The organism is Paenibacillus vandeheii (assembly GCF_030433635.1).
GTDB lineage: Bacteria > Bacillota > Bacilli > Paenibacillales > Paenibacillaceae > Paenibacillus > Paenibacillus vandeheii.
Genome location: NZ_JAROCD010000004.1, coordinates 283,119 through 306,320 on the forward strand (window position 1 = coordinate 283,119; position 23,202 = coordinate 306,320).

A 23,202-nucleotide genomic window follows, 5' to 3' on the forward strand; every position below is an offset into this window, starting at 1 on the left:
TATAAATCCCAGTAAGACCCATTTACAAGTTTGTCCAAATTTTCCCGTCAAAGCTACGTTTCACGTGGAACTTTTACAGCCATAATAAAGACTCCGCTTCAATTAACGAGCGAAGTCTACTATTCTGCCGTGCATAAAATATCTTACGCTGAAAAGAAAAGATGGCATTGCACTTTGCTCCCTGTATCCCATCAATACTTTTCCCGATGTAAGGATCAATTGTTGCCGTTTACTTTTACCGGATAAGAGACCGTATATTCCGCCCCTTCAATCCAGCTGCCCGTCACATGATTACGTCCCTTAACGACAACGCGGTCACGGTACACATCTACATGTAAACTTTCACTTCCCTCCAGATGCTCATCCTCATCTGTCCAGAGATAAGCCGCGGAGGAGGCGTTAAACATCGTTGGCATCTGCCCACCACCTTCGTATATGGTGCGCTGAGCCTCCAATTGCCAATGGGTGTGCCCGGAGAAGAGAATTGCCTGCGGATAACGACTCAGAACAGCCTTTAATGCTGTGTCCTGATTCACGCCATACCAGCCCTGTTCCTTCATGGAACCCGCCACTGTATCCATCAGTGGTTGATGGAGAAAGACGAAAATGGGCTGCTCAGAAGAAGCTTGTTCCGACAGTTTCGTTTCCAACCAATCCAGTTGTTCGGCAGACATATCGCAATCTTTCGGATGAGGCTGCTCCGTACCCAGGAAGATATAATGATAACCGTTGATCCAGTGGTCGTGGTACGATCCGCTCATACCTGTGATTGCTGTAAAATCGTTTAACCGCTTCTGCCATAACTCCTCAATTGAAACTGATTCATGTTTCTCGATATCTTGAGCTTCTCTTTGACCCGTATCCTCGGAATGCCCCAATACCTCACCCACCTCATGCTGGGTCATTGTGGTCAAGTTCAACGGCGGGTCTCCCCATAGAATCGCTCCAATATCATGATTGCCTACGGTATAACGTATTTGAGGCAGTGAATTGCCTTGAGCCTCCAATATACGCTGTAACTCCTGATATTCTTGCGGAAGGCCACGATCGGTAACATCGCCCACATGCATGATTCCGCTGCTGCCATGGCTATATGTTGCCATGTCTTCCAGCGCTTTCTCCAGATGACGGTTATGGATATGGTCCGCCTGATCCCGTACATGTGTGTCTGTAATCACCTGGAAGCTGACTATCGGCTGTTCAAATTTATTTTCATTTTGCATCAGGAATCACTCCATTTCAGTCCAATAATGCCAATCAGAATAAAGCCCATCCAGACGATCGACATCGCCTTCAGACGTTCTCCCAAAAAGTAATGTCCCACGATACCAATCAAAGTAATACCTACGCCCGACCAGATGGCATAAGCAACACCCAGCGGCATATACTTCACAGCAAAATTCAACAGGGTAAAGCTCGCTCCGTAACAAAGAAACATAAAAAGGGAAGGCCACAATCGGGTAAAACCATCCGACACCCTCATCAGAATCGTACCGCTCAGCTCTAATCCAATCGCTAGGGCAAGCAATATCCATCCGGTATACGAATGATTCGTCATCGGGTTACCTCGACTTCCAGCAATTCATGAAACGAACGCACCGTTAGATCCGCAAGCTTGATATGAGCAGGGTCACCGACAGCAATCTTCCAGGCAGCCCCCGCAGCGCGAGCCATCTCCATATCACCATCCGTATCGCCGATCACGACAACTCTTGCAGCAGGTACACCCAGACGCTCACACGCCAGCAGCAACATGTCAGGAAACGGCTTTCCCCTTCCAACCTGATCTGTTCCTACAACTACGGAGAAAAAGGATTCAATACCCATCCACTTTAGATGACTTAGAGCATTTTCCGTCTCATCCGCTGTGACGACACCCATTTTCAGTCCCTTATTGCGACACTGCTCAAGAAAGGCAAGGACGCCGGGGAGAGGCTGAGCAGGGCGTTCTTTATTCATCGCGTATTCTGCTTGCAGCAAACATTCCCTCACGATAATTTTCGCTTCCGCCCAGCTTAATCCTGCACGATATCCATGCCAAGTTAATATGGCGTAGACTTCCTCCATCGTCCCCATGGCGAGGGGTCCCCGCACATCATAGCCGTTCATTCGTCCCTGCTCATCATGGAATGTTCCCCAGATATGAGGGATGTCTGCGGCATTGAACGGAAGTCCGCGGACGGTCAGCTCCTCCCGAAAATTATCCATCACACAATGGGTCCAGAAACCCCACATGGCCGTAAAATCAAGCAAAGTTCCATCCTTATCGAACAAAATAGCCTCTATCGGTGTAGACAGGTTCCCCAGGTTCAATTCAGGCATTGGTTACGCTCCTTGTCTGCTGAATTACTATGTCAGAAAAGCGGTACATGACTGCACCGCTCCTCCAAGTTCAGCTTGTTTCACTTGTTATTTCACGCGATCCAATTCTTTTTGGGCTTTTTCTTTAGCTTCTTTCAGCGCTTGTGCCGCTGGAATGTTATTAATCTGTACCTGATCGGCTGCATCCTTCAGCGCATCATTGATTTTGCCTCCAGTCGGGTCCTGGAACGGAGCGGAAGCATGGGAAGCCTGCTGCAGTGGAACCGTGATCTGAGGGTTCTCTTCACTGAACGTTTTGAATGCAGAATCTTCCTGGGCAGATTGACGAACCGCAATGTAACCTGTGTTCATGGACCAAGCAGCCGTGTTCGCAGTTTCTGAGAAATACGTCAGCCATTTATAGGCTGCCTGCTGCTGTTCGGGGCTTGCTTCAGCAGGGATACCTGCCATAATTGCGCTCGCTACAGGTTTGCCTTCACCGACGCCTTCCCAACCAGGCTGTTGCATCGCTGCGACAATACTAAAGTCCAGATCGCCCTGGTCACCGCTCGAACCGGTGTATCCAGCTGCTTTATTTTTCATGACATCATCAATTGTTTTATACCAGTACTCCCAACCTTGACCGCCAAAATGAATACCCATGGTCTTGTCCTCATTAATCCACTTGCGGAACAATTCCCACGTCTCTACCCATTCCGGTGAATCAATCGTTACGGTCTTACCATCATCGCTCAGGATGTTCCCACCTTTACCAAGCACGGCGTCGATCATGTTATCGCTACCCCACATCGGCTCCCAGCCATAGAAGGTTGTTTTGCCATTTTCCTGCTTGCTCATCTTCGCTGCCGCTTCAGCAAGTGCCTCCCATGTCGTCAGAGTGGCAGGATCGATATTATTCTCTTTCAAGGCATCCATACGGTAATACATGATCTGAGTTGTTCCGTACATTGGCAAGAAATACTGCTTGCCGTCTACTTTTCCCTGCTCCAGGAAGGTCTGAACGTAATCTGCCTGATTAAAGTCCTGATCGCCAGCGATCAGCTCATCGAGCGGTGCATAATATCCTTTACGTGCCCAGTCGATATTGGAGCTTAGTACAGCGGCCGGTACTTTTTTCGAGGCAATGGCTGCCTGCAGTTTCTGTTCGGTTTCCGTGTAATCGGCCTGTACAATGCCTTTCACAACGACTTCGCTCTGGGATGCATTGAAGGAATCAATCGTTTTCTTCATGTTATCTCCCAGATTCCCACCCAGGCCATACCAGAATTCAATCTCCACTGGACTACTTGGCGCAGAACCAGATCCATTGGCTGCAGCTGCGTCTGAACCTGTGCCTGAGCCGCTATCTGCTGAGGAACCACACGCTGTGATCAGGGCAAAACTTGCGGCCAGTACCAGTGACATGCCGCCTCTCCACCTGAGCTTTAATTTGTTCCGCCATTTCATACTCGCTTGACTCAATTTCATTTTGTTTCCTCCTATATAAAGTGTGTTGTAAAAATTAGTTTTTGTTTACGCCTGCAGTAATGTTTACACTCTGCATAATTGTCTTCTGCGTAAACAGGAATAGAATGAGCAGCGGTGCGATGGTAAATGCACTGGCGGCCATAATCTGCGGCCATGCAAGGCCATAGGCTCCACCTTCCACGAAAAAGCTCCGCAGACCTGCCGATACCAATTGCAGATTCGGGTCTTTGGTAATGAGCATCGGCCAGAAATAGTTGTTGTACTGGTCGATGAATGTAATCAGCACCATCACAGCAAAAGATGAGCGAACCAGCGGTGTCATAATGGTCCACAGAATGCGGAAATGTGACGCTCCATCCAATTGCCCAGCCTCCACCAGCTCGTGAGACACCTGCATGAATGCCTGACGGATCAGGAAGATGGAGAACACACTGACACAGTTGGACACGATTAGTCCGGTATAGGAATCCAGTAATTTAAGCTCGCTGAGCACCAAATAACTGGGCAGATAAACGGCGGTACTCGGAATCATGTAGCCTACCAGGATCAATCCGGTGAGCACCCCTTTCATACGAAAACGCATATGGGTAAGCGCATAAGCCATCATGCTGGAGTTGATGACCTGGATCAGACAGATTGCTGCCGCTACCCCTGTACTGTTCAAAATGTAGCGGAAAAATGGTGCAGACTGCCACGCATCCACATAGTTGCTCCATCGGAAAGTTTCGGGCCAGAAGGTTGGCGGAAACTGCCAAATCTCGTCATTGGTCTTGAAACCGCTGATAACCATCCAATAGAACGGAAATGCCATTGTCAGACTGATCAGGGCAAGCAGCAGATATCGGAGCGCGGTACCAAATCCTTTTCCTCCACCAGGAAACTTCTGTTTTTGTGCTTGCTCACGACTATTATCTTTTCTTGTTTGTTTACTTAGAGCGGTCATGTTCATCAGTAATGTACCAGGCGCCGGCCGAGCAGGAAGGAGATTCCTGACAACAGTACGCAGATCAGAATAATAACAACGGCGATGGAAGAAGCTTCGCCCACATTGAAGGATTCAAATGCAGACTGATAATACATATAGAGCAGCGTCCTTGTTGATCCAGCCGGTCCCCCCTGGGTCATCACGTTGATCTGGTCATAGGCCTGAAGCGACTGAATCGTCAGGATAATGGACAGGAAGAACGTGGTTGGTGAGATCAACGGCAGCGTAATACTCCGGAACTTGTCCCAACTGCCTGCACCATCAATGGATGCTGCTTCAAGCAGGTCGGATGGCAGGTTGCGCAAGGCGACCAGGTAGAATACCATGGACCAGCCAATCGATTTCCACAGCGTAACGATGAGAACAGCCACAAGTGCCCAGTTTGCATCTCTCAGCCAGCCAATCGGGGATATCCCAGCCCAGCCAAGCAACAGATTGGCAAGCCCCACTTCCGGCTCGAAAATCCAGGACCATGCAATGGAGACAGCAACCGTCGGTGTGACCCATGGTGAGAACAGCAATGTCCGAAACAAACCAGATGATTTAATCTTGCTGTTCATGAGCAGCGCCAGCGCCAATCCACCAACAATCGTGGGCACGACACTTCCAAGACCAAACAGTAGTGTAACTTTCAATGAACGGTAAAATTCCGAGTTAGTTAGCAGATAGCTGTAGTTGTCCAAACCAACAAACAATTTGTCAGGACTCATGAAGTCCCAATCCGTAAAACTCAGATATACAATGTATCCCAAGGGCCCCAACCAGAAAATGAGTAATGGGATAAGGGCAGGTAGGGTGAACAGAACTGCTTCTGTCTCCCTCCATAGTTTCACACGCAATTCGCACACTCCTCATTGTTCAATTTTTTTTTAACGTTAGTGCATAATCCCCTTAAATCTATTTGTTTTTCGCTTCCGTACAAAAATGATTGTATAATACATTTGAAAAAACTAATTCCGGGTTATGTTAAAATAACGGGATGTCATGTAAAATATGAAACAGGGAGTCCCATCCATATACTAGAGGTGAGATTGTGGGAAAAGAAGCTGCCGAGGACCAAAATCGTTCTTCTTTGTCCTATCGGCCTGAGCTGAGGGAGAAAGTAATTGACGCGATTGCCAATACAATGGACTTATACGGGGTCAATCATTCATTTGGCCAACTGTATGGCATTATGTATTTCGAGGATCAACCCATGACGCTGGAAGAGATGAAAACGTCCATGAACATGAGCAAAAGTAATATGAGTTACGCCGTACGTTCTCTTACCGAATCTCAGATGATTTATAAATTGGAGGAAAAGCGGGAACGCCAGGATCTGTATTTGGCAGAAACCAACTTTTTCACTACGTTTCAGAACTTCTTCGGGGCTAAGCTCCAACGGGAGATTGATGTGATGCAAGAAAGCCTTCGCGAGGTCATTCCGGAGTTATCGGAGATCATTCTTGCCAAAACAACTCCGCCGGAAGAGAGGGAGGAAGCTTTGCGTGATCTGCATAAGCTTCAGCATGCCGACCAGTATTATGAGTGGTTGCAGGGATTTGTAGACCAACTGCGGGATGGTGTATTTTACAAAGACGCCCCACATGAGAGTGATTAACGCGTACGTTTGCGGGGCTGTAGAGGGATTTTCACTTTAACACTTATATTCTTATGTTCAGCTCGTTAAGAAATCATATACGTCTTATTATGAATAGCATTCACTACATTCGTTAAACTAAAAAAGCCAGCTCAGCGAGCGACGATGGTTGCAGGACTTGTGCTGGTTTTAGAGATCAAAAAGGGGAACCCCACCATGTTTTCATGGTTGGGGCTCCCCTTTGTTGTTATAGATATTATTATCTTATTTCTGTGCCGCAGCCTCAATGTCTGCATATGCCCAGTGTGTTGCAGGTACGTCTGTAAAAGATGGCGTGGTTACGCCTGTTAATGGAGCGCGATTAAACAATATGTTCAGTACTTTCACGGCTTCAGCACGAGTCAGTTTGCTGTCCGGTTTGAACGTTCCGTCATTGTATCCGGTCATCAGACCAGCGGATTGCACGTAGGCAATTGCATCGGAAGCCCATTGGCCGGTGGATACATCAGTAAATACAGCACCATCCGTTGCTTGGGATGTGTTGCTTGTCACGTCTGCACTTTGCTGCTGCATCCAGCGGTACGCAATGGTTGCCATTTGTGCACGAGTGATCGGACCCTCAGGTGCAAATTCAGTGGCGCTCATGCCATTCATGATGCCTGCGGATTGCGCTTTTTGAATATCGCTTGCTGCCCAATGGGTTGCAGATACGTCGGCGTAGCTGACGCCATTTGCGGAGTCCGTTCCCGTTTCATCAGGCAGATTACGAGCCAGCATCGCTGCCATTTGCGCACGGGTTACGAATGCATCCGGGCGGAAATCTGCACCGAAGCCATTGATGTACGGATTATGCGAGCCTTGGGAAGCTTTCAGCCCATCCACCACAACGAGCGTGAACGTACTGAATTTGTTAACTGTAAACTCGATGCCTTCACTGGAGTCGCTGAACTTCACCAGTTTGCCTTGAATCAATTCTTTCGTGCCGTCACTGTGTTCAATGTACACAGCCAGGTTGTCCAATGCTTGCTGGCGGGCAGCAGGATCGGTTGGAAGGCTGTCACGCAGCGGCAATGTCAGTGTGACTTCATGGCTTTGCATATTTGTTTCGATTTCAACTGGACGAGCCAGTACTTTTACGTTGGTATTTGGAGCAATTTGTTGGATTAGCTGCTCCTTCTTCGCACGTTCTTCCACTTCCTTGCGCTCCGACTCCTGCTTCATTGGTACGATGCGGAAGTACAAGTCTTGGTCGAATCCGGCAATCGACTTCGTTGGAACCGAGATGATGGCGTTCTCTGTAGAAATTTCAAGGTTAAGCCCACCATCATTCAGCTGTTTCACCGCTGCTTTTGGCAATTCAATGCGTGTCTCAGACACAGCATCTTTGGCATCAGGGATGACAATGCGTGCAGTGTTCATGTTTAATTGCTTCGCTTTTTCCACCGATTCCTTGGCAATCGCCTCAGACATCTTCACGAGGTCCTTGATCGTACCGTTGGCCTCGGTTGTACGTGTAATTGGTGTTTTGGTCAGGTTGGTGCCGTTCGCTCCGTTGACATCAACCACGATTTGTTCCTGTTTGTTTGCTGGCACAGGCGTGGAGGTTACCGGTGCAGTTGTAGACGATCCACCACCTGTACTTCCACCCGGGTTAGGTGTTGAACCATTTTCGTTATTGCTATCGCCATTCGCCGTGAAGACAATCTTCACCGCACGTCCTGGCAATTCATCACTAATCGCTTTATAACGAACCCATACGGTTTTGTCACCGCTAAAATCAAGACGCTGAATGGAGGCAACATCAAGCCAGTTCAGTTTACCATCAAAGGAGATCTCCATCGTATCATCCAAGCCGGTTATAGTGTTGTTGATATCATCCCCTGTCACATTCGGGGCCGTGAAGAATTGGTTGATTACATATTGTAGATTTCCAACATCTTCGTATCTATCTTGTTCATTAAGCACCCATTCAGCCAGTTCCTTGCTGCCTTCCGGGCTGAGTTCTGCTCTTTTGGATAAATCAAGGGCACCTGAAAGATTGAATTTGTATTGGTCAAAGAAATTGTGTCCGTTAAACTGTTCATTCATAGTTGTCTCAAGCCACTGATCCATTTGATCTATAGTGGTGGCTTCCTCAAGAGGCTGGAAAGGCATTGATAGCAGTCCCAGAAGAAAGCGCGGATCGGCAATCTCTACTTGAGCCTGCTTTGCAATTCGTTCCACTCCCAATAAATGCAGGTACTTAAAAGCGAAAATTGGTTTATTTACCTCGCTTAATTGTAGATGATGATCTCCAACTTGACGAAGCATATCTGTCTCAGGGTCTTTAAAATGATCGGGTCCTTCAGACAGTTTCTGAGCAAATAGGTCCAGCTTGTCCTGAAGTACTCGCAACCCTCTCTGCTCCCAGATCAACTGAGCTTGTACAGCAAGCTCAATCATATATTGAACTTGTTTCTTATTTTCATAGTTCCTTTTAATATTATCAATCAGGAACTCAGCCACGTATTCTTTGACCTGCTTAGATACAGAACCATATTCATTTGGTAAAGTAATACCCAAATCAGGGTTCTCCATAGCCAGACGCATAGCGTCTATATCTTTGTTAATTCTTGCAGCATTTACGGCAGCCAACGCATCAGTTTCATTACCAGGAAAAAATTGATTGAATACAGTCTGGATGGCTTCAAAACTTGTATATCCATTAGCCGGTCTTTGAGTGAGCATATGATCAGCCAAATGCTCCTGCTCTTCAGTTGTAAGGTTATCCCATTTGCTGATATCTAGAGACAAGCTCTCCATTGGGTTTTCCGAGTTAGCCGTATTGTATGACTCGATATCCCCCTGAAGCTTAAGCAGATTCTCCAACGATGACAACATTTCTTCTGTCGTCTCCGCCTTTTTATTAATTAAAGGTGTGTCCATTACTGCTGTATCCATATAAGACAGAACACGTGAAATAGAAGGGCTTCTTTTGAGTCTAAACTCATATAAATAAGCTGTCATACGATTTTCAATTGCGGATGATTCAAGATACAAATCAACCAATTGATAGAATTGGCTTCCAGCGGCAGGATACTCAAAAAACTGCACTCGTTCTGCTTGCTTCGCATATAGGTCATCAAGCGTAGCTAATGCATTATGTCCTCCGATTTGGCGAGTCACTTCAAGGGCTTTGAGAGCTAATTGCACCAAAAACTGAACTTGCTCCTTGCTTTCGTATCCATCGTTAGTCGGTGGATCTATACGCAGCAAATATGCTGCGATGTCCGACTGATCTTCTTCAGACAACGATTTGAAATTAGGCTCAGCTATGAATTGTTCATCACTAAGTAACTCAATCACTGCCGATATGAAATTGGTGTTCTCGCCCTGCTCATTTCTTTTTTTAATATCGTTGAACTGATCCAACTCACTCAGCTGCACAGTAAATTCAATAGATTGCATTTGATACGCAGTTTCCAAGTATTTATCTTTAACAACGACATTGAAATAGTACGTATCTCCTTCGATAAGATCCGTGATTATTTCTGAAAATGTCCCATCTGTAGAAGCTGAACTATTAATCCATTCACTGTAGGGATGACCTGATGTTCCGCTGATTTGTTGCATGTCTGCAATATCAGGAGCATTGGATATGTAAACCTGGTAATTTACATCAGGTGGGGTAGAAGATTCGGATTGTGCGTACTCCCATTGTAATTCAATTGATTTCTCGTCCACATACTTTATTGTTAATAAACCATTATTTCCTGGTACTGGATACGATGCCCCTGCATTTACCTTTCCTGCTGGTGCTGCCAACCAAGGACCTACCAACACCAAAATGAGCAACACGCTAACTATTTTCCTGTATTGCATTAATCTTTCCTCCCTCATCTCGCGTCTCGAAATATAGGTCTAGTGTATTACGCAACTCTGAACGAATTCTGAACAATCGCTCTATAAAATGGAAAAAGACCCTTCCTGTAGGTGAAAAACAGGCCGGATCTCAAATATTTTTCGTCATAATTCATCATTTTACATGTTCGAGTAATTACAGAGACCTACATTTTACAAAAATCAAGATAGATACCTGTACCTTCGCTTCACTCTTTCACCGTTCTCCTTGGATGGCATCTGTTGCTGGGGCAAGGCGCATCTGGAATACTTGAACGGAACCAAGCAGATGAATAATGTGGATAAGTTAATAGAGGAATTCCCATAACTAAGCGAAAGCAAAATACAACAATACGGCAACCCCTCCACCCTTTAGTAAACAAACTTGTTTAAGACAGGCGCGTCAGCTATAATTTCGTTCAGATGCACAATGGAATAGACAAGACTGAACAGACATATTAGACCAAAATACTTGCACCTTGTTGAAACAGCCGAAGAAGGAGGACCTCTAATGCTGCAGCTTTCGGAAAAACAGGCACAGGATATTGTCGATAAAATGATGCAGGACATTCCCTACAACATCAACATCATGAACGAGCAGGGCGTTATCATTGGAAGTGGACAGAAAGAACGCGTAGGTACGGTACATCAGGGAGCAGTCCGTGCCCTGACCACCGGGGACCGCGTCGAAGTCTGGCAGGATGGCAGACTGGAGAAGATGGGCACCAACGAGCCGATCAGGATCAATCATCAGCATGTCGGAGTCATCGGTATATCCGGGCATCCGGATGAAGTCCGTCCATTCTGCAACATTGTACGCACAACCGTATCTCTCCTGATCGAACAACGCAATCAATTAGAAAATTTGGCTCATGAGGCTTCTCGAAAAAAAGCCTTTTTGGAACGGCTGCTTGCCCACTCCGGTTCCTATTCACAGAAGATCAGGAAGGAAGCGGCGCAATACCATATCGATCTGCAGCTGCCGACGGTTCTTCTATACATCCGCTTTCCCCATGAATCCCCTGAATTTAGCCCGGAGACCAGCCGGATATTACTACAGCTGCCTTCTTTCTCTGTAGAGGAGGATGGTCTTGCGCAGATCATTCTGATTCAGAGCGAATCGGACGTTGATTCAATAGCTCAGCTTGTACATCAGGAGCAGCCTCAAGCTTTCATCTCTGTTAGTAGGCGGGAAGCCAGCATTGCCGTCTGTTATGAACAGGCGAGATCTGCGATGAACATCTTGCTCGCGCTCCGCCCTGCTGCACCACTGATCCATTATGATGATGTCCAGTTTCTAGTGCGCTTCAGCACTACCAACCTGACCCGTCATAACAACATCGTCAGTAAGTTGGAGGACACAGCGGATCTGCTGGACACCCTTCGCAGCTTCATTCAACACAATGGCAGCATGTCGATGACTGCTGAAGAGCTCAACATCCATCGCAATACATTGCAATATCGGCTCAAACGGATCCAAGCCCTTACAAACAAGAACCCACGCAATTGGCTGGAGCTCATTGAACTTACCCACGGACTACTCGCATCATATCAGTAGACCCCAATACAAAAAGAGACTGCACCGGAATGCCCCTATCCATGCGGACGGCGTCCCATTCAGTCTCTTTATGCTGCGGATTCTTCCCTCATCATCCCATCAACAGAATTTTAAGAAATCAGACCCAGTTTCAGCACTCTTGCAATATTCTCGGTTGTACGTTCCACATTCTGTGGACCTTCGTCCAGAAGTCGTTCCAGTTGAGCCGCACCCGGTACAATCCCGAACACCGCATCAATGGCTTCCGTGTACAACGTATCTATTCCTTCACCAACGTACCCCGCGATGGCGATAACCGGTTTGCCTGCTTCCTTGGCTGCCCGCGCCACTCCGTATGGTGTCTTTCCAAATTTTGTCTGAAAATCAATACCACCTTCGCCTGTAAACACTACATCCGCATGTTCGAGCTTGTCACGCAGACCTGTATATTCAATGACAATTTCAATGCCTTTGCGCAACACAGCCTGTGTAAAAATCAAAAGCCCTGCGCCCAGACCGCCTGCTGCACCTGCCCCCGGCACATCACGTATATCCTTGTGCAGCTGCTGCTTCACCACATCCGCATAATGGAACAGATTCGCATCCAGTAGCTGCACCGTCTCCGGTGTTGCCCCCTTCTGAGGACCAAACACCCGTGAGGCGCCATGCTCTCCGCATAATGGATTCGTTACATCACAGGCCACAATGAGCTCTACGTCCTGCAATCGTTCATCCAGGCCGGAGACATCGATATGAGCCAACTGATCAAGCGCTCCGCCTCCACGTGCAAGTGGTAGGCCGTCTGCATCCAGAAACTTTGCACCAAGGGCCTCGGCCATGCCTGCACCCCCATCATTGGTCGCACTGCCGCCGATTCCGATAATGATTTTGCGAATGCCCTGATCCAGACACGCCCGAATCAGCTCTCCCGTACCATAGGTTGTCGTACGAAGCGGATCTCTGGTTTCCTTTGTCACCAGATGAATGCCGCTCGCCGATGCCATCTCAATTGCCGCCGTTACCCCATCACCCAGAATGCCATATTGAGCTATTACGGGCTGCCCCAGCGGCCCACTCACTTCTTTCTGGTGGATCACACCGCCAGAAGCATCCACCAGCGATTGCACGGTACCTTCGCCTCCGTCAGCCATCGGTACATGAATATAGCTCGCAGTAGGGTAGATTTTGCGTAATCCTTTTTCCATAGCCACACATACTTCTTTCGCTGTCATGCTCTCTTTAAATGAATCCGGTGCCAGTACAAATGTCGTCTCTCTCATTTTCTCCCACCCCATCCGTGTTATTAAAGGATAAATCCTAATTGTTGAATGCGCTCTCATTATAATGGATTTGCTCACGTAGCCATTAAAGCACGTAATTATGAGGATACCCTCTCATTCTATACCGATGTATTAGGTTTTAAGGTTGGTCACTCTTGGAGTCTGCCCGCCTTCCAAATTACCGAGGCATGTATGCTGATCTCACCGGATCAACGGACCTGCATTGAACTGTTCGACCCCGGAGCCGTAATCGCGGCCGAAGGTGAACCAGCAGAGTCTCCCGAAGCAGTAAAACATGGGGCATTACTGCATTTTGCCTTTTACGTAGACAATGTGGAAGAGATATATGAGCAAGCGCTTGCTCATGGAGCTAAGGCCTATGTTGAACCGGATTGGATATCGCTTGGCGAACCTGCACTTCGGGTCAGAAATGCGCTCGTCCATAGTCCGAATGGTGAAGTGATTGAATTCCTTGAAGAGTTTAATTTCGACCGATCCTCATCATCTATATGAAGTACACAAACAGCCTGTTGCCTCGTCATCCGTGGCAGCAGGCTGTTTGTGTCATTACCTAGAACACCCAGAAAAGTTCTGGGGTTATTATGTTATTCACTCCAAAAGTCCATTTTTTCCAAAATCCACTGAAGTGCCGTTTTTTGTTCAGTGACAATGAATGCTTCCGTTTGCATCCCTGACTTTATCATTTTTTCCCTACCAAGTGCATTTCGAATATCAATGGTTTCTACGGAAGCTTCCACAAGATAATAGGACGAGCCCTCCTGAGTATTTACCAAGGCATCACTACCAATAGATTGAATTTTCCCAATAACGGAACCATACTCTTCCCGCGGAAAGGCAGAAAAATGGAAACGTACAGGATATCCCTCTCGAATACGCCCTATATCCTGATGGTTCATTGCAATATGTACCGAATAAATCGTACTATTTATCGGCACGATATCCATGACTTGCAAGCCTTCCTGAATAAGCTGCCCTTCGCCAATTTCACTGATTGTATTGATTATACCTGCTATCGGTGCAGTGGCTGTGTAATTTGTAAGATTGGTATTAATCGCGCTTAATTGGCTATTCGTTTCAGATTGCTGTTTCTCCAAGTCATCTATACTTCCCTGGAGTTGAACGTATAAGTCAGCTTTCTGTTTTTCTAAATTTTTTTTCTGTTCAATTGCAGTATCAAGCTCCGTCTGGATCGTCAATAGGAACTCACTTTGATCCATTTCCACTTGTAGCTGGAGTGCCTTTATCTTTTCAATAACAGTAATGGCAGAGGTTTCGTCATTATTAAAAACGGTACGTTTGTATTCTTCCTGAAGCTGTCTCTCTGTTAATACATTTCGCGAAATTTTCAACTTGAAATTTTCATATCTTTCAAACTCTATTGAACTGGAATCTAGATAGTTTTGACCGTAATTCAAGCTTTTGATTAACAAGCGCTTGTTCGAAATGGTTTGATTTGTTTCCTCCAAATCAGAAATTGTCTTGGATATGTCCAACTTCAATTTGTTTTCCACCGGATTATCATTATCTAGCAGCGTTCTGTTGGCATATGTTTGAATTTTGTCCTGATTTCCTAATTTAACAGCAGCATACAGCTTCTCCAATCCGTTTAAGCGTAAGGTGGTTTTTTCGTACTCTTCAGTTAATCTTACTTTATCATTTTTGAGCGTACCGGTTTTGATTGAAAAAAGCTTGTCCCCTACATTCACCTTTTGTCCTTGCTCAACGTAAACTTTCGAAACGCTCCCGGATGCCTTATTGACAATTTTCGATATTTTATCATTGGGCCTTACCACGCCTGGAGCCTTTACAACAATATCCATTTTAGCAAACCAACTCCATGCTACCAATACAATTAGGATGATCGTGAGGAGTAAGAGGAACCAGCTAATAAACGCTGGAGATTTCTTTTCAAGCATTTCGCGACTGTCTGTCATGTCTTCGTAATTGATCAGTTTAGTGCTCATGGTGCTACACCTAATGGCTCTTGTTTATTAATATCAATTCCTTCATCAATTCCAGGAAGTTGATCTTTCCAAAGTTCATAATAGCGTCCTCGAGTTTTCAACAGTTCTTCATGAGTACCAGACTCAATAATTAATCCCTGGTCCATGACAAAAATACGATCACAACGCATCACAGTACTTAAGCGATGAGCAATAATGATCATGGTCATATCGGTAAGTGCATGAATTGTATCTGAAACAGCTTTCTCAGTCGTAGTATCCAAATTACTGGTTGCCTCATCCATGATCAAAATGTCTGGTTTGGTGAGCAGAGCACGGGCTAAAGCCAAACGTTGTCTCTGGCCTCCCGATAAGTTAGATGCATTTTCTTCTAATGGAGTCTGGTACCTCAATGGCAACTGATTAATAAAATCATGTGCACTGGATTGCTTCGCTGCACTGATAATTTGGTCCATATCAATCTCACGTGTTGCTCCCAAGGCGAGATTATCCCTAATAGAGCCGCTGAAGAAGAAGGTTTCTTGTGGAATGTAACTGATTTTTTGCCGTAACGAATCGAGGGAGATATCTTTGATATTGTTATCTCCTATTAAAATGTCACCCTTCTCCGCTTCGTAGAAACGAAACAGAAGCTTGGAAAGGGTCGTTTTTCCAGAACCGCTTTCGCCGACAAGAGCAATCTTCTCTCCTTTTTCAATTCGTAAGGATACCCCATTAAGGATGGATTGCCTTGTCCCATAACGGAAATGAATATCTTTAAAGCTAATTGATGCATTTAGTGAAGAGGGCATCATGTTCCGTTCTTCTGCTTCATTTTTCTCCGGGTCCAAATCCATAATCTCTGCCAAACGGTCGGCTGCCACAACAGCTGTCTGCAACGAGGATTGTAAGTTTATAAGGTTTAGAATCGGATTAATAAAGTAAGCAAGCAAGGCATTGTACGTAATCAGTTGACCGATAGTCAACGTTCCTTTTAGAACTTCACTTACACCAATCCACAAAATGATGATACCTCCAATTCCCTGTACAGCACCCTTTAGTGAAGCTTGCAGGTTGTTGGAGAAACCAAAACTAAACAATGTACGCAGCAATTTGATGAATTTCTTTTCTGTCTCCAAGTTTGCCTCCCGTTCGGCTTGATAGGCCTTAACGGTTTCGATCCCATTAACAGATTCAACGATATATGAGGTCAGTGCAGCATTTTGTTCCATTTGTTCCCGATTTTGCCTCTCAAAGGTCCTATGAAACCCCCAGACGATTAATGCATAGAGTGGGATCATCGTAGCTGTGATACCGAACAAAAAAGAGTTTTGAGTATAAAGAATGATACCACCAGCTACTACCATTAACGTATCAATCATAATGGTTAAAGCAGCGCCAGATATAGCATCCCTGACTTTTGACGCATCCATTAACCTTGAAATTATTTCTCCTGTTTTTCGAGTGTCAAAAAAAGAAAGTGGGAGCTTAAGGATATGATAGTAGTAACCTAAAATTAACGAAATATCGAGCTTTTGACTCAAATATAGTAACAAGTGACTGCGGAATGCATTTAACAATAACTGCAAGATCGTCAGAGAAATGACTCCAATAGATATCCATGTTAACGTGTCTTCTAATCTATAAGGAACAATCGAATCCAATAAAAACTTGAAGTAGAACGCACTTAATATTCCAAGAATCGTGTATAACAGCGATGCAAAGAAAATTCCAAACAACATTCTTTTTTGAGGAATCAGTAACGAGAAAAATCTTGAGAGTGCACCTTGCGTTTCGTCCTTCTTTCGAAATTGAGTCGTCGGCACCATCATGATCAAAATGCCTGTCCAAATTTTGAAAAATTCATCAGGACTATACTTTACAATTCCTTTCGCTGGATCAGCGATAATTACTTTCTTCTTCGTAATTTTATGTATAACCACATAATGGAGAAGTTGCTGATCAATAACAACATGAGCGATGCATGGAAGAGGAAAACCGCTGAAAAAAGCTTCCGTATTACCCTTAACTCCTTTTGCAGAAAAACCCATATGTTCTGACGCTTTGATAAGACCGAGCGCATTCGTTCCTTGTTTATCCGTACCAGCGATTTCCCGAATTCGAGCTAATGGCATTTTCAGACCATAATGACGAGAAATGGTTGCTAAACAAGCGGCACCACAATCTTTATGGTCGTACTGTTTTTGAAATGTATATCTTTTGATTAAAGACATCATGAACCTCCTGCGGCTATGCTTGGAACATCATTTAAGTTAATCAATTACAATGGTATGATTCAAAGGCGCTTTATTCATTCCCATCAGTTTGAAGGAGTCTGTTCATGAATAAAGCCATGCACTCAGATTCTCGTGAACTGGCGCATGGCTAGAATCAATCGCTATTTTTGAAGGGGATTATTGTAACTAGTGGCTAGTGGGTATTATTTAAATGGAGTTCTTTTCTCTGATCTTTCTGAACTAAGTTAGTTTTTCTTTAATCCATCGAATACGATTATGGAGAGAAGGATGCGTTTGGAACTTCTCATCAAGATAAGATAACTTTAGTGGAGAGTCGTTTAATACTCCTAATTTTGTCAGGGCAGAAATAAGATACTCAGGCTCGATCCCTAAATATATAACATACTGATCTGCCTGCTTTTCCTGCACTCTCCAAAATGTCAGTGCAGAGAGAGAAACAAACGCTAAACAAATAAATAACAATACAAATCCCCAGAATATTGATACGGAGTAAATATCCATTATTTTCGTGAGTGTATAAAAAAGTAAAATAGCAATCCAAATATATAGTAATCTATACCACAAGTGTCTTTTTTTCACGTGTCCAATCTCATGAGCAACGATTGCTTTAATTTCTTCCGAAGAGAAATGGTCCATTAGATAGTCAGAGAGAAATATATTTGTTTTAAAATAACCTGTCACTAATGCTTGTGCTTGACGTTTATTCCGAGTAGGCCAAGTGAATAATGTTGCATTCTTTACTCCCGAATCCATTAAAAAGGATTTTATTTCTATTGACTCTTCATTTTCTGGCATTGCAGAAGCTTTTAAAGTCGTTTTGAAAGCTAAAGGAAAAAGTAGCGAAAATACCGTTATCCCCAAAGAATATATGACAATTTCAATGAAGTTTCTGTCGTAGTAAATGCCTAATGAATTGTTTTGTGCTAAAGAAGAAATCAAAATAAGTACTGTCATGGAGATGAATGTTATTAGATAATACCGAACAATACTTTTGAAATATTCAAAAATGCTTTCGTTTGTTTCACGTATTTCAGAAACAATAGATTGGAAAAATAGTCGATTTCCAACTGCTAGAATGGATGCAAGAACAAACGCTGCTAATAGGATTATTATTCTTCCTAATAAGTGGCTGCTTTTTAATTCATTGGCGAATGGGAGCATCAAGAGTAAAGTAATTGAAACTATGGACAAAATAATTAAAGGATTTAAAACATATCTATTATATACACTATATTTCCCTATTGCTTGTGATGGAGATTTCGTCAATTCATAGTATGCTTTAACCTTTCCACTTAAATAATAAGAGCAAACCAGATTGACACTAATAATTAACAGACTTAAACATACCGACAACCAATAAGGGATTTGAAAAAGATTAATCGTATATCCCACCTTTATTCTGCGATCAGTAAAACTTGATACTGTCAAACTTATATGAGCATTAGGAGCGTAGAAAATTCATAAACTTCAAGCTCAAAAATTTTCTATTTATGAGTTATCTTTCTTAATTTCCATTAACAAACCCGTAATAATTAATATAAACCCAATTGTAAGTAATAGTGAGTTGATATAACTTGTCATCTTAGCTAGTATAGCTGCATTTAAACCAATGCCGAAAATCCAAAGAGTTTTACCTTGTAAGGTTGTTTTTTTCATAATTGCACCCTCTTATATTAAGATATACAGAAACTAAACGATCACATTTACTGTGATCGTTTAGCAAATAAAAATTAAATCTTACCACCAACCAGCAATCAGGTAACCAGCAGCTCCACCTACAGCTCCAACAATACCACCAGCGACTGCTCCAGGGCCAGCACCTACGCCAGCACCACCAGCAGCCCCTGCTACTGCGCCGCCTACTGCGCCGCCAGCAGCTCCTTTAATTGTATCTTTTGCAAATTCGGACCAACTCCATGCTCCACCATCAACCTGCAACATCTCATCAAAAGTGATTTCATTAAACATGCTCAAAGACTGTTCCAATTTGTGTTCCTCCTCAAATATATTTGGTGTCTTTTTACATGTAGTACATCCCGGGATAAAACGTAAGTACCAACAAATATAATAGACACATGTTACCGAGCAAAGAAATGTATGTAATAATCGCCATTACTAACAAGCTTTGTTCGTTATTTTCATATTACTTTATGCTTATCTATTAACATATGTCCCATATTGGGTATTTACGAATGAGTTAAAATATGATATTAACTTATTTTGAAAAAAAGTGATTATTCTATACTTCTAAGAGGATTTAAGCTATATCAAAAATATATCTACTAATTAATTTTATCTAAGCTTAGTTGTATCTTGTTAAAGAAACTGTTCCTGTCTCCTACACCACATTTATTATATATTCGTTTTATAAAATTACGAACAGTTCCTTCTGATATCCCGAGTTGGTTGCTAATATAGAGTGCACTTTTATTTTTCAGCCAAAGTAATGCCACTTCTTCTTCCCTTGCAGTAAATTGATATGTAATAAGAACCTTTTCTAACCGAATTTTTAAAGGATACTGTTGTTCATAATTACTTGAAATATGACTAATTATTGAGGTCATCAACGCGAACTTCATATCATTTTCAGAAGAAGTAGGACGATATAGTGTCAAATAACCTATTATGTTATTTTCAACCATTATAGGACAACAAAACCCCGTCCATTGCTGAAAAAGTGGGGAGGAATGGTCATACCCATCAAGATATACATTCTTCTTGGTTATATGTGATATTGACATGCTATTAATACCCATATTTTGCAACAACATAGACATTCCATATTGGAACTTATCTAAGGCAGCTAGGTTTGAATCTGATTTACTTCCAATGATGCTTACTATTACGCCACTCCCGTCAGTTAGAATAAAAAGATAGGGTTCTAAAAGATGCTCACGTAACAAGTTAATTTCTTTTCTTACACTGTCTACCAGTAAAGCAGTTTCGTAAGATGTTAGGCTTTGGTTTTCACATATTGATAAATATTCAGTGGAATTAACATCCTTATATCTTTCCCACAACTCCCAAACCGCAGACGGGATATTGGATTTTGTTATCCAATCAGCATGCTTCAGGTCAACAAGTTGATTCAAATTTGTAGACATTGTCCCCCTCCTTAGTTGAGAACATAATTACATTTCACAACTCTAGTATGAGTGTATGAATTTCTAATAAATTAGTTTTGCTATAACAAGCTCTCTCTCTCTGAAATAATCATGAAAATTTCATCTTTTTCATTATACACCTAAAATTATACAAGTCAATAAATGCCAATTTAGTATTTAAGGTGATCCATCCCCGGGGTTTTCCTTACTTCCACAGAACCGAGACATGTAGTTTAACCTGCACTTCGGGTCAGAAATGCGCTCGTCCACAGTCCGAATGGTGAAGTGATCGAATTCCTCCAAGAGGTTAATTTCGACCGTTCCTCTACCCCATCGATTTAACGTTACACAAGCCGAACAGCCTGTTGCCCGGAGATTCGTGGCGGCAGGCTGTTTCATGGTTTTTGAGCGATAGGAAAGCGAGCTCATGGACTTAAGACATGCTTTTTGCTCTTCCTAGCCCTCATTCCCCTTTTTCAATCCCCGGCTTATACGCACTTAACTTCCCTTCATACACCAGCTGTAGTTGTTCACTTTGGCGAAAATCATCCGGGGTCACCAGCGCAGGCAGCTTGTTCCACAGCTTAATACCTGAGCGTTGCAGAATCTCGGCAACAAATTGTGAGCAAAAGTAGGAGTTGCTGAACTCCACCGGCTCTTTCAATGTAATGCCAATCACACCAAGCAGATTGTACATATATTTCTGGCGGCTGCGGATGAAGATATGCAGCACCCGCTTCATTTTTTCTACTTCACGCTCCGTCACCTGAAGCTCATAAATGACACATGTGGTATTTGGATATTTACTGTATGTACCTGTCTGAATATCTTCCTTCACGAACCCGCCGTTCAGCGGATTACTCGGATGCTTGCGACCGAAGCTGTACAGCTCGGATAGTTCCCGGTCAAATGAGATGGAGGCATGATTGTATGGCGCTCTGGTGTAACTCTGAATAACTTTGGTAAACAATGTTCCTGTGTTCGTAAGCAGGATGTAGATCGAGCGTTCAGCTGTCATAACGAAATTTCCCCTTATCAAGTTCGCACTATTCCTTCATAATAACATAGGTACCCTATATTGGAATCTCACTTCTAGATAAGCAGGTGGTCTGTACATGAGCAGTTCGCTCTTTACTTTAACACTGATTTTCATCGCCTTACTGGTCATACATATCGTATATAAAATCATTACGAAGCTTCAGCCGGACAAGGATTATTCGGGCATTGGCAACAAAATCAAAACCTGGTGGGGCATGCTTGTCATCTTCTGTCTCGCCACTCTCTTCAATCCGGTTGTCTCCCTGATCTCCCTCATGGTACTTACCTTTTTCGCGCTGAAGGAGTACTTCTCCATGATCCGCAGCACCCGCAAAGCAGACCGCAGGCTGTTTCTATGGGCATATCTGGCGATTCCGGTGCAGTTCTACTGGATCTATATTGGATGGTACGGCATGTTTATCGTATTTATTCCGCTATATGTCTTTCTGGTGCTACCCCTGCCACGTCTGATTAATAAAGGCACGGTCGGTTTCCTGCGCAGTGTCAGCTCGACGCAGTGGGGCTTGATGCTGATGGTATTTGGACTTAGTCATCTGGCCTACTTTCCGTTTGCAACACCGGAATATGGTGCCAAGCTGGTCCTGTTCCTGGTCGTGTTAACCCAATTGAATGATGTCGTGCATTATCTGGCCTCGCTCTATCTGGGCAAACGCAAAGTCGTGCCGACCGCCAATCCTTTTTTGACATGGGAAGGGTTCGCCTGTGCATTCGTTGTAACTACTGCTGCCTCTTATTACATTCATCCCTTCCTGACCCCGTTTGATGCACGTTTCGCGCTGTTCATCGGTGTATTAATCGCTCTGGCCGGGTTCTTCGGAAGTCTGACGGTTTCTGTTCTGAAACGGGATCTGTTAATCGGAGATGACAATAAGTTCGATGCGCTGAAAAAAAGCTACTTGAGCCGAGTCGACAGCCTGACGTACACTTCTCCGGTGATGTTCCATGTGGTACGTTATTTCTTCGACTTCATGTAGGAGCAGTACCCGCTAAAACACAAAGTTGAACGCCGCACGATCGAACAGGTATGTGGTGTGACATTACGGAATCGCTAAAAAGCAGCCATGAAGGCTGCTTTTTATCTTCAGGGTTGAATTAAAGATGCACGCACGATGCGCCTGTTCCATTCTCCATTTGCTCAACAGAAGAAGAAGTGGCACACAGCAATAATCCGTCTGAATTATTTTAATTTAATTTCCTTCTCCGAGGTGACTTCCTTCCCCTCATCATTGGTAAAGACAAACGTCGCTTTGCCGCGTTCACCCTTCATCTCATCCGAATAGATAAATCCGGAGAATTGTCCATCACCACTGATATAAAATCCTTCTTTCCCATTCGCGCCATGTTCGATCGCTTCCTTATAGGAATTCACAATCGTTACCGTGTTGGACGTCCAACGCATCTCGGTTAAAGCGTAACCCTCAGGAATTTGTTTGATCGCAAAATCAAAGCTGTTGCCTTCGGACGGCTTGTCCGTCTGGTCAATCACGATCATGACCTGTCCTTTTGCATCAGGGGAGGATTCCGATTGAGCCGAAGGTTTGCCTTCATTCACATTTTCGCTCGCCTGATTATTGTTATTCTTCGCCTCAATATTGGGAACGGAACTATTTCCCGCTTCCTCTATGGGCTGCTTTGATTGTGGATAGGCGTGTTCCTGTACGGATTCGTTGTTGTTTTTCGCCCCACATGCACTGGTCAGCAGCAGAATACACAGAGCAGACACCCAGAGTATAGATTTATTTTTATTGATATTCATCATTGGAACTCC

General features: G+C 44.0%; 20 protein-coding genes. 4 read left to right on the top strand and 16 right to left on the bottom strand.

Annotation, left to right across the window (positions count from 1 at the left end):
- Positions 1-215: 215 nt before the first annotated feature.
- The 6 genes from P5G61_RS09280 to P5G61_RS09305 all read right to left on the bottom strand — a co-directional run bounded on the left by P5G61_RS09280 (position 216) and on the right by P5G61_RS09305 (position 5,613).
- A complete protein-coding gene (locus P5G61_RS09280; protein ID WP_301246192.1) occupies positions 216-1,223 on the bottom strand; it encodes a metallophosphoesterase family protein in 1,008 nt (335 codons plus the stop codon).
- Entirely contained in the window at positions 1,223-1,558 is a 336-nt protein-coding gene (locus tag P5G61_RS09285) for a DMT family transporter (protein WP_053782535.1), read from the bottom strand. Before P5G61_RS09285 ends, P5G61_RS09280 begins: the two co-directional genes overlap by 1 nt.
- Complete coding sequence (locus P5G61_RS09290) at positions 1,555-2,322, bottom strand: HAD family hydrolase (protein WP_301246193.1); 768 nt, start codon at positions 2,320-2,322, stop codon at positions 1,555-1,557. Before P5G61_RS09290 ends, P5G61_RS09285 begins: the two co-directional genes overlap by 4 nt.
- Before the next feature lie 87 nt (positions 2,323-2,409).
- Positions 2,410-3,789 carry an ABC transporter substrate-binding protein gene (locus tag P5G61_RS09295; protein WP_301246194.1) on the bottom strand — a complete coding sequence of 460 codons (1,380 nt, stop codon included), beginning with the start codon at positions 3,787-3,789 and terminating at the stop codon, positions 2,410-2,412.
- 34 nt (positions 3,790-3,823) lie between these two features.
- Positions 3,824-4,738 (bottom strand): carbohydrate ABC transporter permease, encoded by a 915-nt coding sequence (locus tag P5G61_RS09300; protein ID WP_301246195.1) that lies wholly within the window; start codon positions 4,736-4,738, stop codon positions 3,824-3,826.
- Complete coding sequence (locus P5G61_RS09305; protein ID WP_079348196.1) at positions 4,738-5,613, bottom strand: carbohydrate ABC transporter permease; 876 nt, start codon at positions 5,611-5,613, stop codon at positions 4,738-4,740. Before P5G61_RS09305 ends, P5G61_RS09300 begins: the two co-directional genes overlap by 1 nt.
- Before the next feature lie 194 nt (positions 5,614-5,807).
- Between P5G61_RS09305 and P5G61_RS09310 the strand changes: the two genes are divergently transcribed.
- Positions 5,808-6,374, top strand: a complete 567-nt coding sequence (locus tag P5G61_RS09310; RefSeq protein WP_079348198.1) for a GbsR/MarR family transcriptional regulator — start codon at positions 5,808-5,810, stop codon at positions 6,372-6,374.
- 243 nt (positions 6,375-6,617) lie between these two features.
- On the opposite strand, the gene P5G61_RS09315 is transcribed toward P5G61_RS09310, so the two are convergent.
- Positions 6,618-10,214: an S-layer homology domain-containing protein gene (locus P5G61_RS09315; RefSeq protein ID WP_301246196.1), complete on the bottom strand. Its 3,597-nt coding sequence runs from the start codon at positions 10,212-10,214 to the stop codon at positions 6,618-6,620.
- Between the two features lie 529 nt (positions 10,215-10,743).
- Here P5G61_RS09315 and P5G61_RS09320 point away from each other — a divergent pair.
- On the top strand, positions 10,744-11,790 hold the full coding sequence (locus tag P5G61_RS09320) for a CdaR family transcriptional regulator (protein WP_301246197.1): 1,047 nt from the start codon (positions 10,744-10,746) through the stop codon (positions 11,788-11,790).
- A gap of 110 nt (positions 11,791-11,900) precedes the next feature.
- Here the strand turns inward: P5G61_RS09320 and P5G61_RS09325 are convergent, their stop codons facing one another.
- On the bottom strand, positions 11,901-13,049 hold the full coding sequence (locus P5G61_RS09325; protein WP_301246198.1) for a glycerate kinase: 1,149 nt from the start codon (positions 13,047-13,049) through the stop codon (positions 11,901-11,903).
- A 48-nt stretch (positions 13,050-13,097) separates the two neighbouring features.
- Here P5G61_RS09325 and P5G61_RS09330 point away from each other — a divergent pair, with 48 nt between their 5' ends.
- Positions 13,098-13,562, top strand: a complete 465-nt coding sequence (locus P5G61_RS09330; protein WP_301246199.1) for a VOC family protein — start codon at positions 13,098-13,100, stop codon at positions 13,560-13,562.
- Positions 13,563-13,654: 92 nt separating this feature from the next.
- On the opposite strand, the gene P5G61_RS09335 is transcribed toward P5G61_RS09330, so the two are convergent.
- The 7 genes from P5G61_RS09335 to P5G61_RS09365 form a co-directional block, all read right to left on the bottom strand.
- Positions 13,655-15,034 carry a beta-barrel domain-containing protein gene (locus P5G61_RS09335; RefSeq protein ID WP_301246200.1) on the bottom strand — a complete coding sequence of 460 codons (1,380 nt, stop codon included), beginning with the start codon at positions 15,032-15,034 and terminating at the stop codon, positions 13,655-13,657.
- On the bottom strand, positions 15,031-17,247 hold the full coding sequence (locus P5G61_RS09340) for a peptidase domain-containing ABC transporter (protein WP_301246201.1): 2,217 nt from the start codon (positions 17,245-17,247) through the stop codon (positions 15,031-15,033). The genes P5G61_RS09335 and P5G61_RS09340 overlap by 4 nt, the downstream gene beginning before the upstream one ends.
- A gap of 243 nt (positions 17,248-17,490) precedes the next feature.
- A complete protein-coding gene (locus P5G61_RS09345; RefSeq protein ID WP_301246202.1) occupies positions 17,491-18,663 on the bottom strand; it encodes a M48 family metalloprotease in 1,173 nt (390 codons plus the stop codon).
- A 96-nt stretch (positions 18,664-18,759) separates the two neighbouring features.
- A complete protein-coding gene (locus P5G61_RS09350; RefSeq protein WP_301246203.1) occupies positions 18,760-18,927 on the bottom strand; it encodes a hypothetical protein in 168 nt (55 codons plus the stop codon).
- Positions 18,928-19,008: 81 nt separating this feature from the next.
- Positions 19,009-19,257 (bottom strand): Blp family class II bacteriocin, encoded by a 249-nt coding sequence (locus P5G61_RS09355; protein ID WP_301246204.1) that lies wholly within the window; start codon positions 19,255-19,257, stop codon positions 19,009-19,011.
- 296 nt (positions 19,258-19,553) lie between these two features.
- Positions 19,554-20,375 (bottom strand): helix-turn-helix transcriptional regulator, encoded by an 822-nt coding sequence (locus tag P5G61_RS09360; RefSeq protein ID WP_301246205.1) that lies wholly within the window; start codon positions 20,373-20,375, stop codon positions 19,554-19,556.
- Between the two features lie 463 nt (positions 20,376-20,838).
- Positions 20,839-21,393: a hypothetical protein gene (locus P5G61_RS09365; RefSeq protein ID WP_301246206.1), complete on the bottom strand. Its 555-nt coding sequence runs from the start codon at positions 21,391-21,393 to the stop codon at positions 20,839-20,841.
- Positions 21,394-21,490: 97 nt separating this feature from the next.
- Between P5G61_RS09365 and P5G61_RS09370 the strand changes: the two genes are divergently transcribed.
- Complete coding sequence (locus P5G61_RS09370; RefSeq protein ID WP_301246207.1) at positions 21,491-22,408, top strand: phosphatidate cytidylyltransferase; 918 nt, start codon at positions 21,491-21,493, stop codon at positions 22,406-22,408.
- A 203-nt stretch (positions 22,409-22,611) separates the two neighbouring features.
- Here P5G61_RS09370 and P5G61_RS09375 read toward each other — a convergent pair whose 3' ends face one another.
- Positions 22,612-23,193, bottom strand: a complete 582-nt coding sequence (locus P5G61_RS09375) for a hypothetical protein (RefSeq protein ID WP_301246208.1) — start codon at positions 23,191-23,193, stop codon at positions 22,612-22,614.
- Between the last annotated feature and the right edge of the window lie 9 nt (positions 23,194-23,202).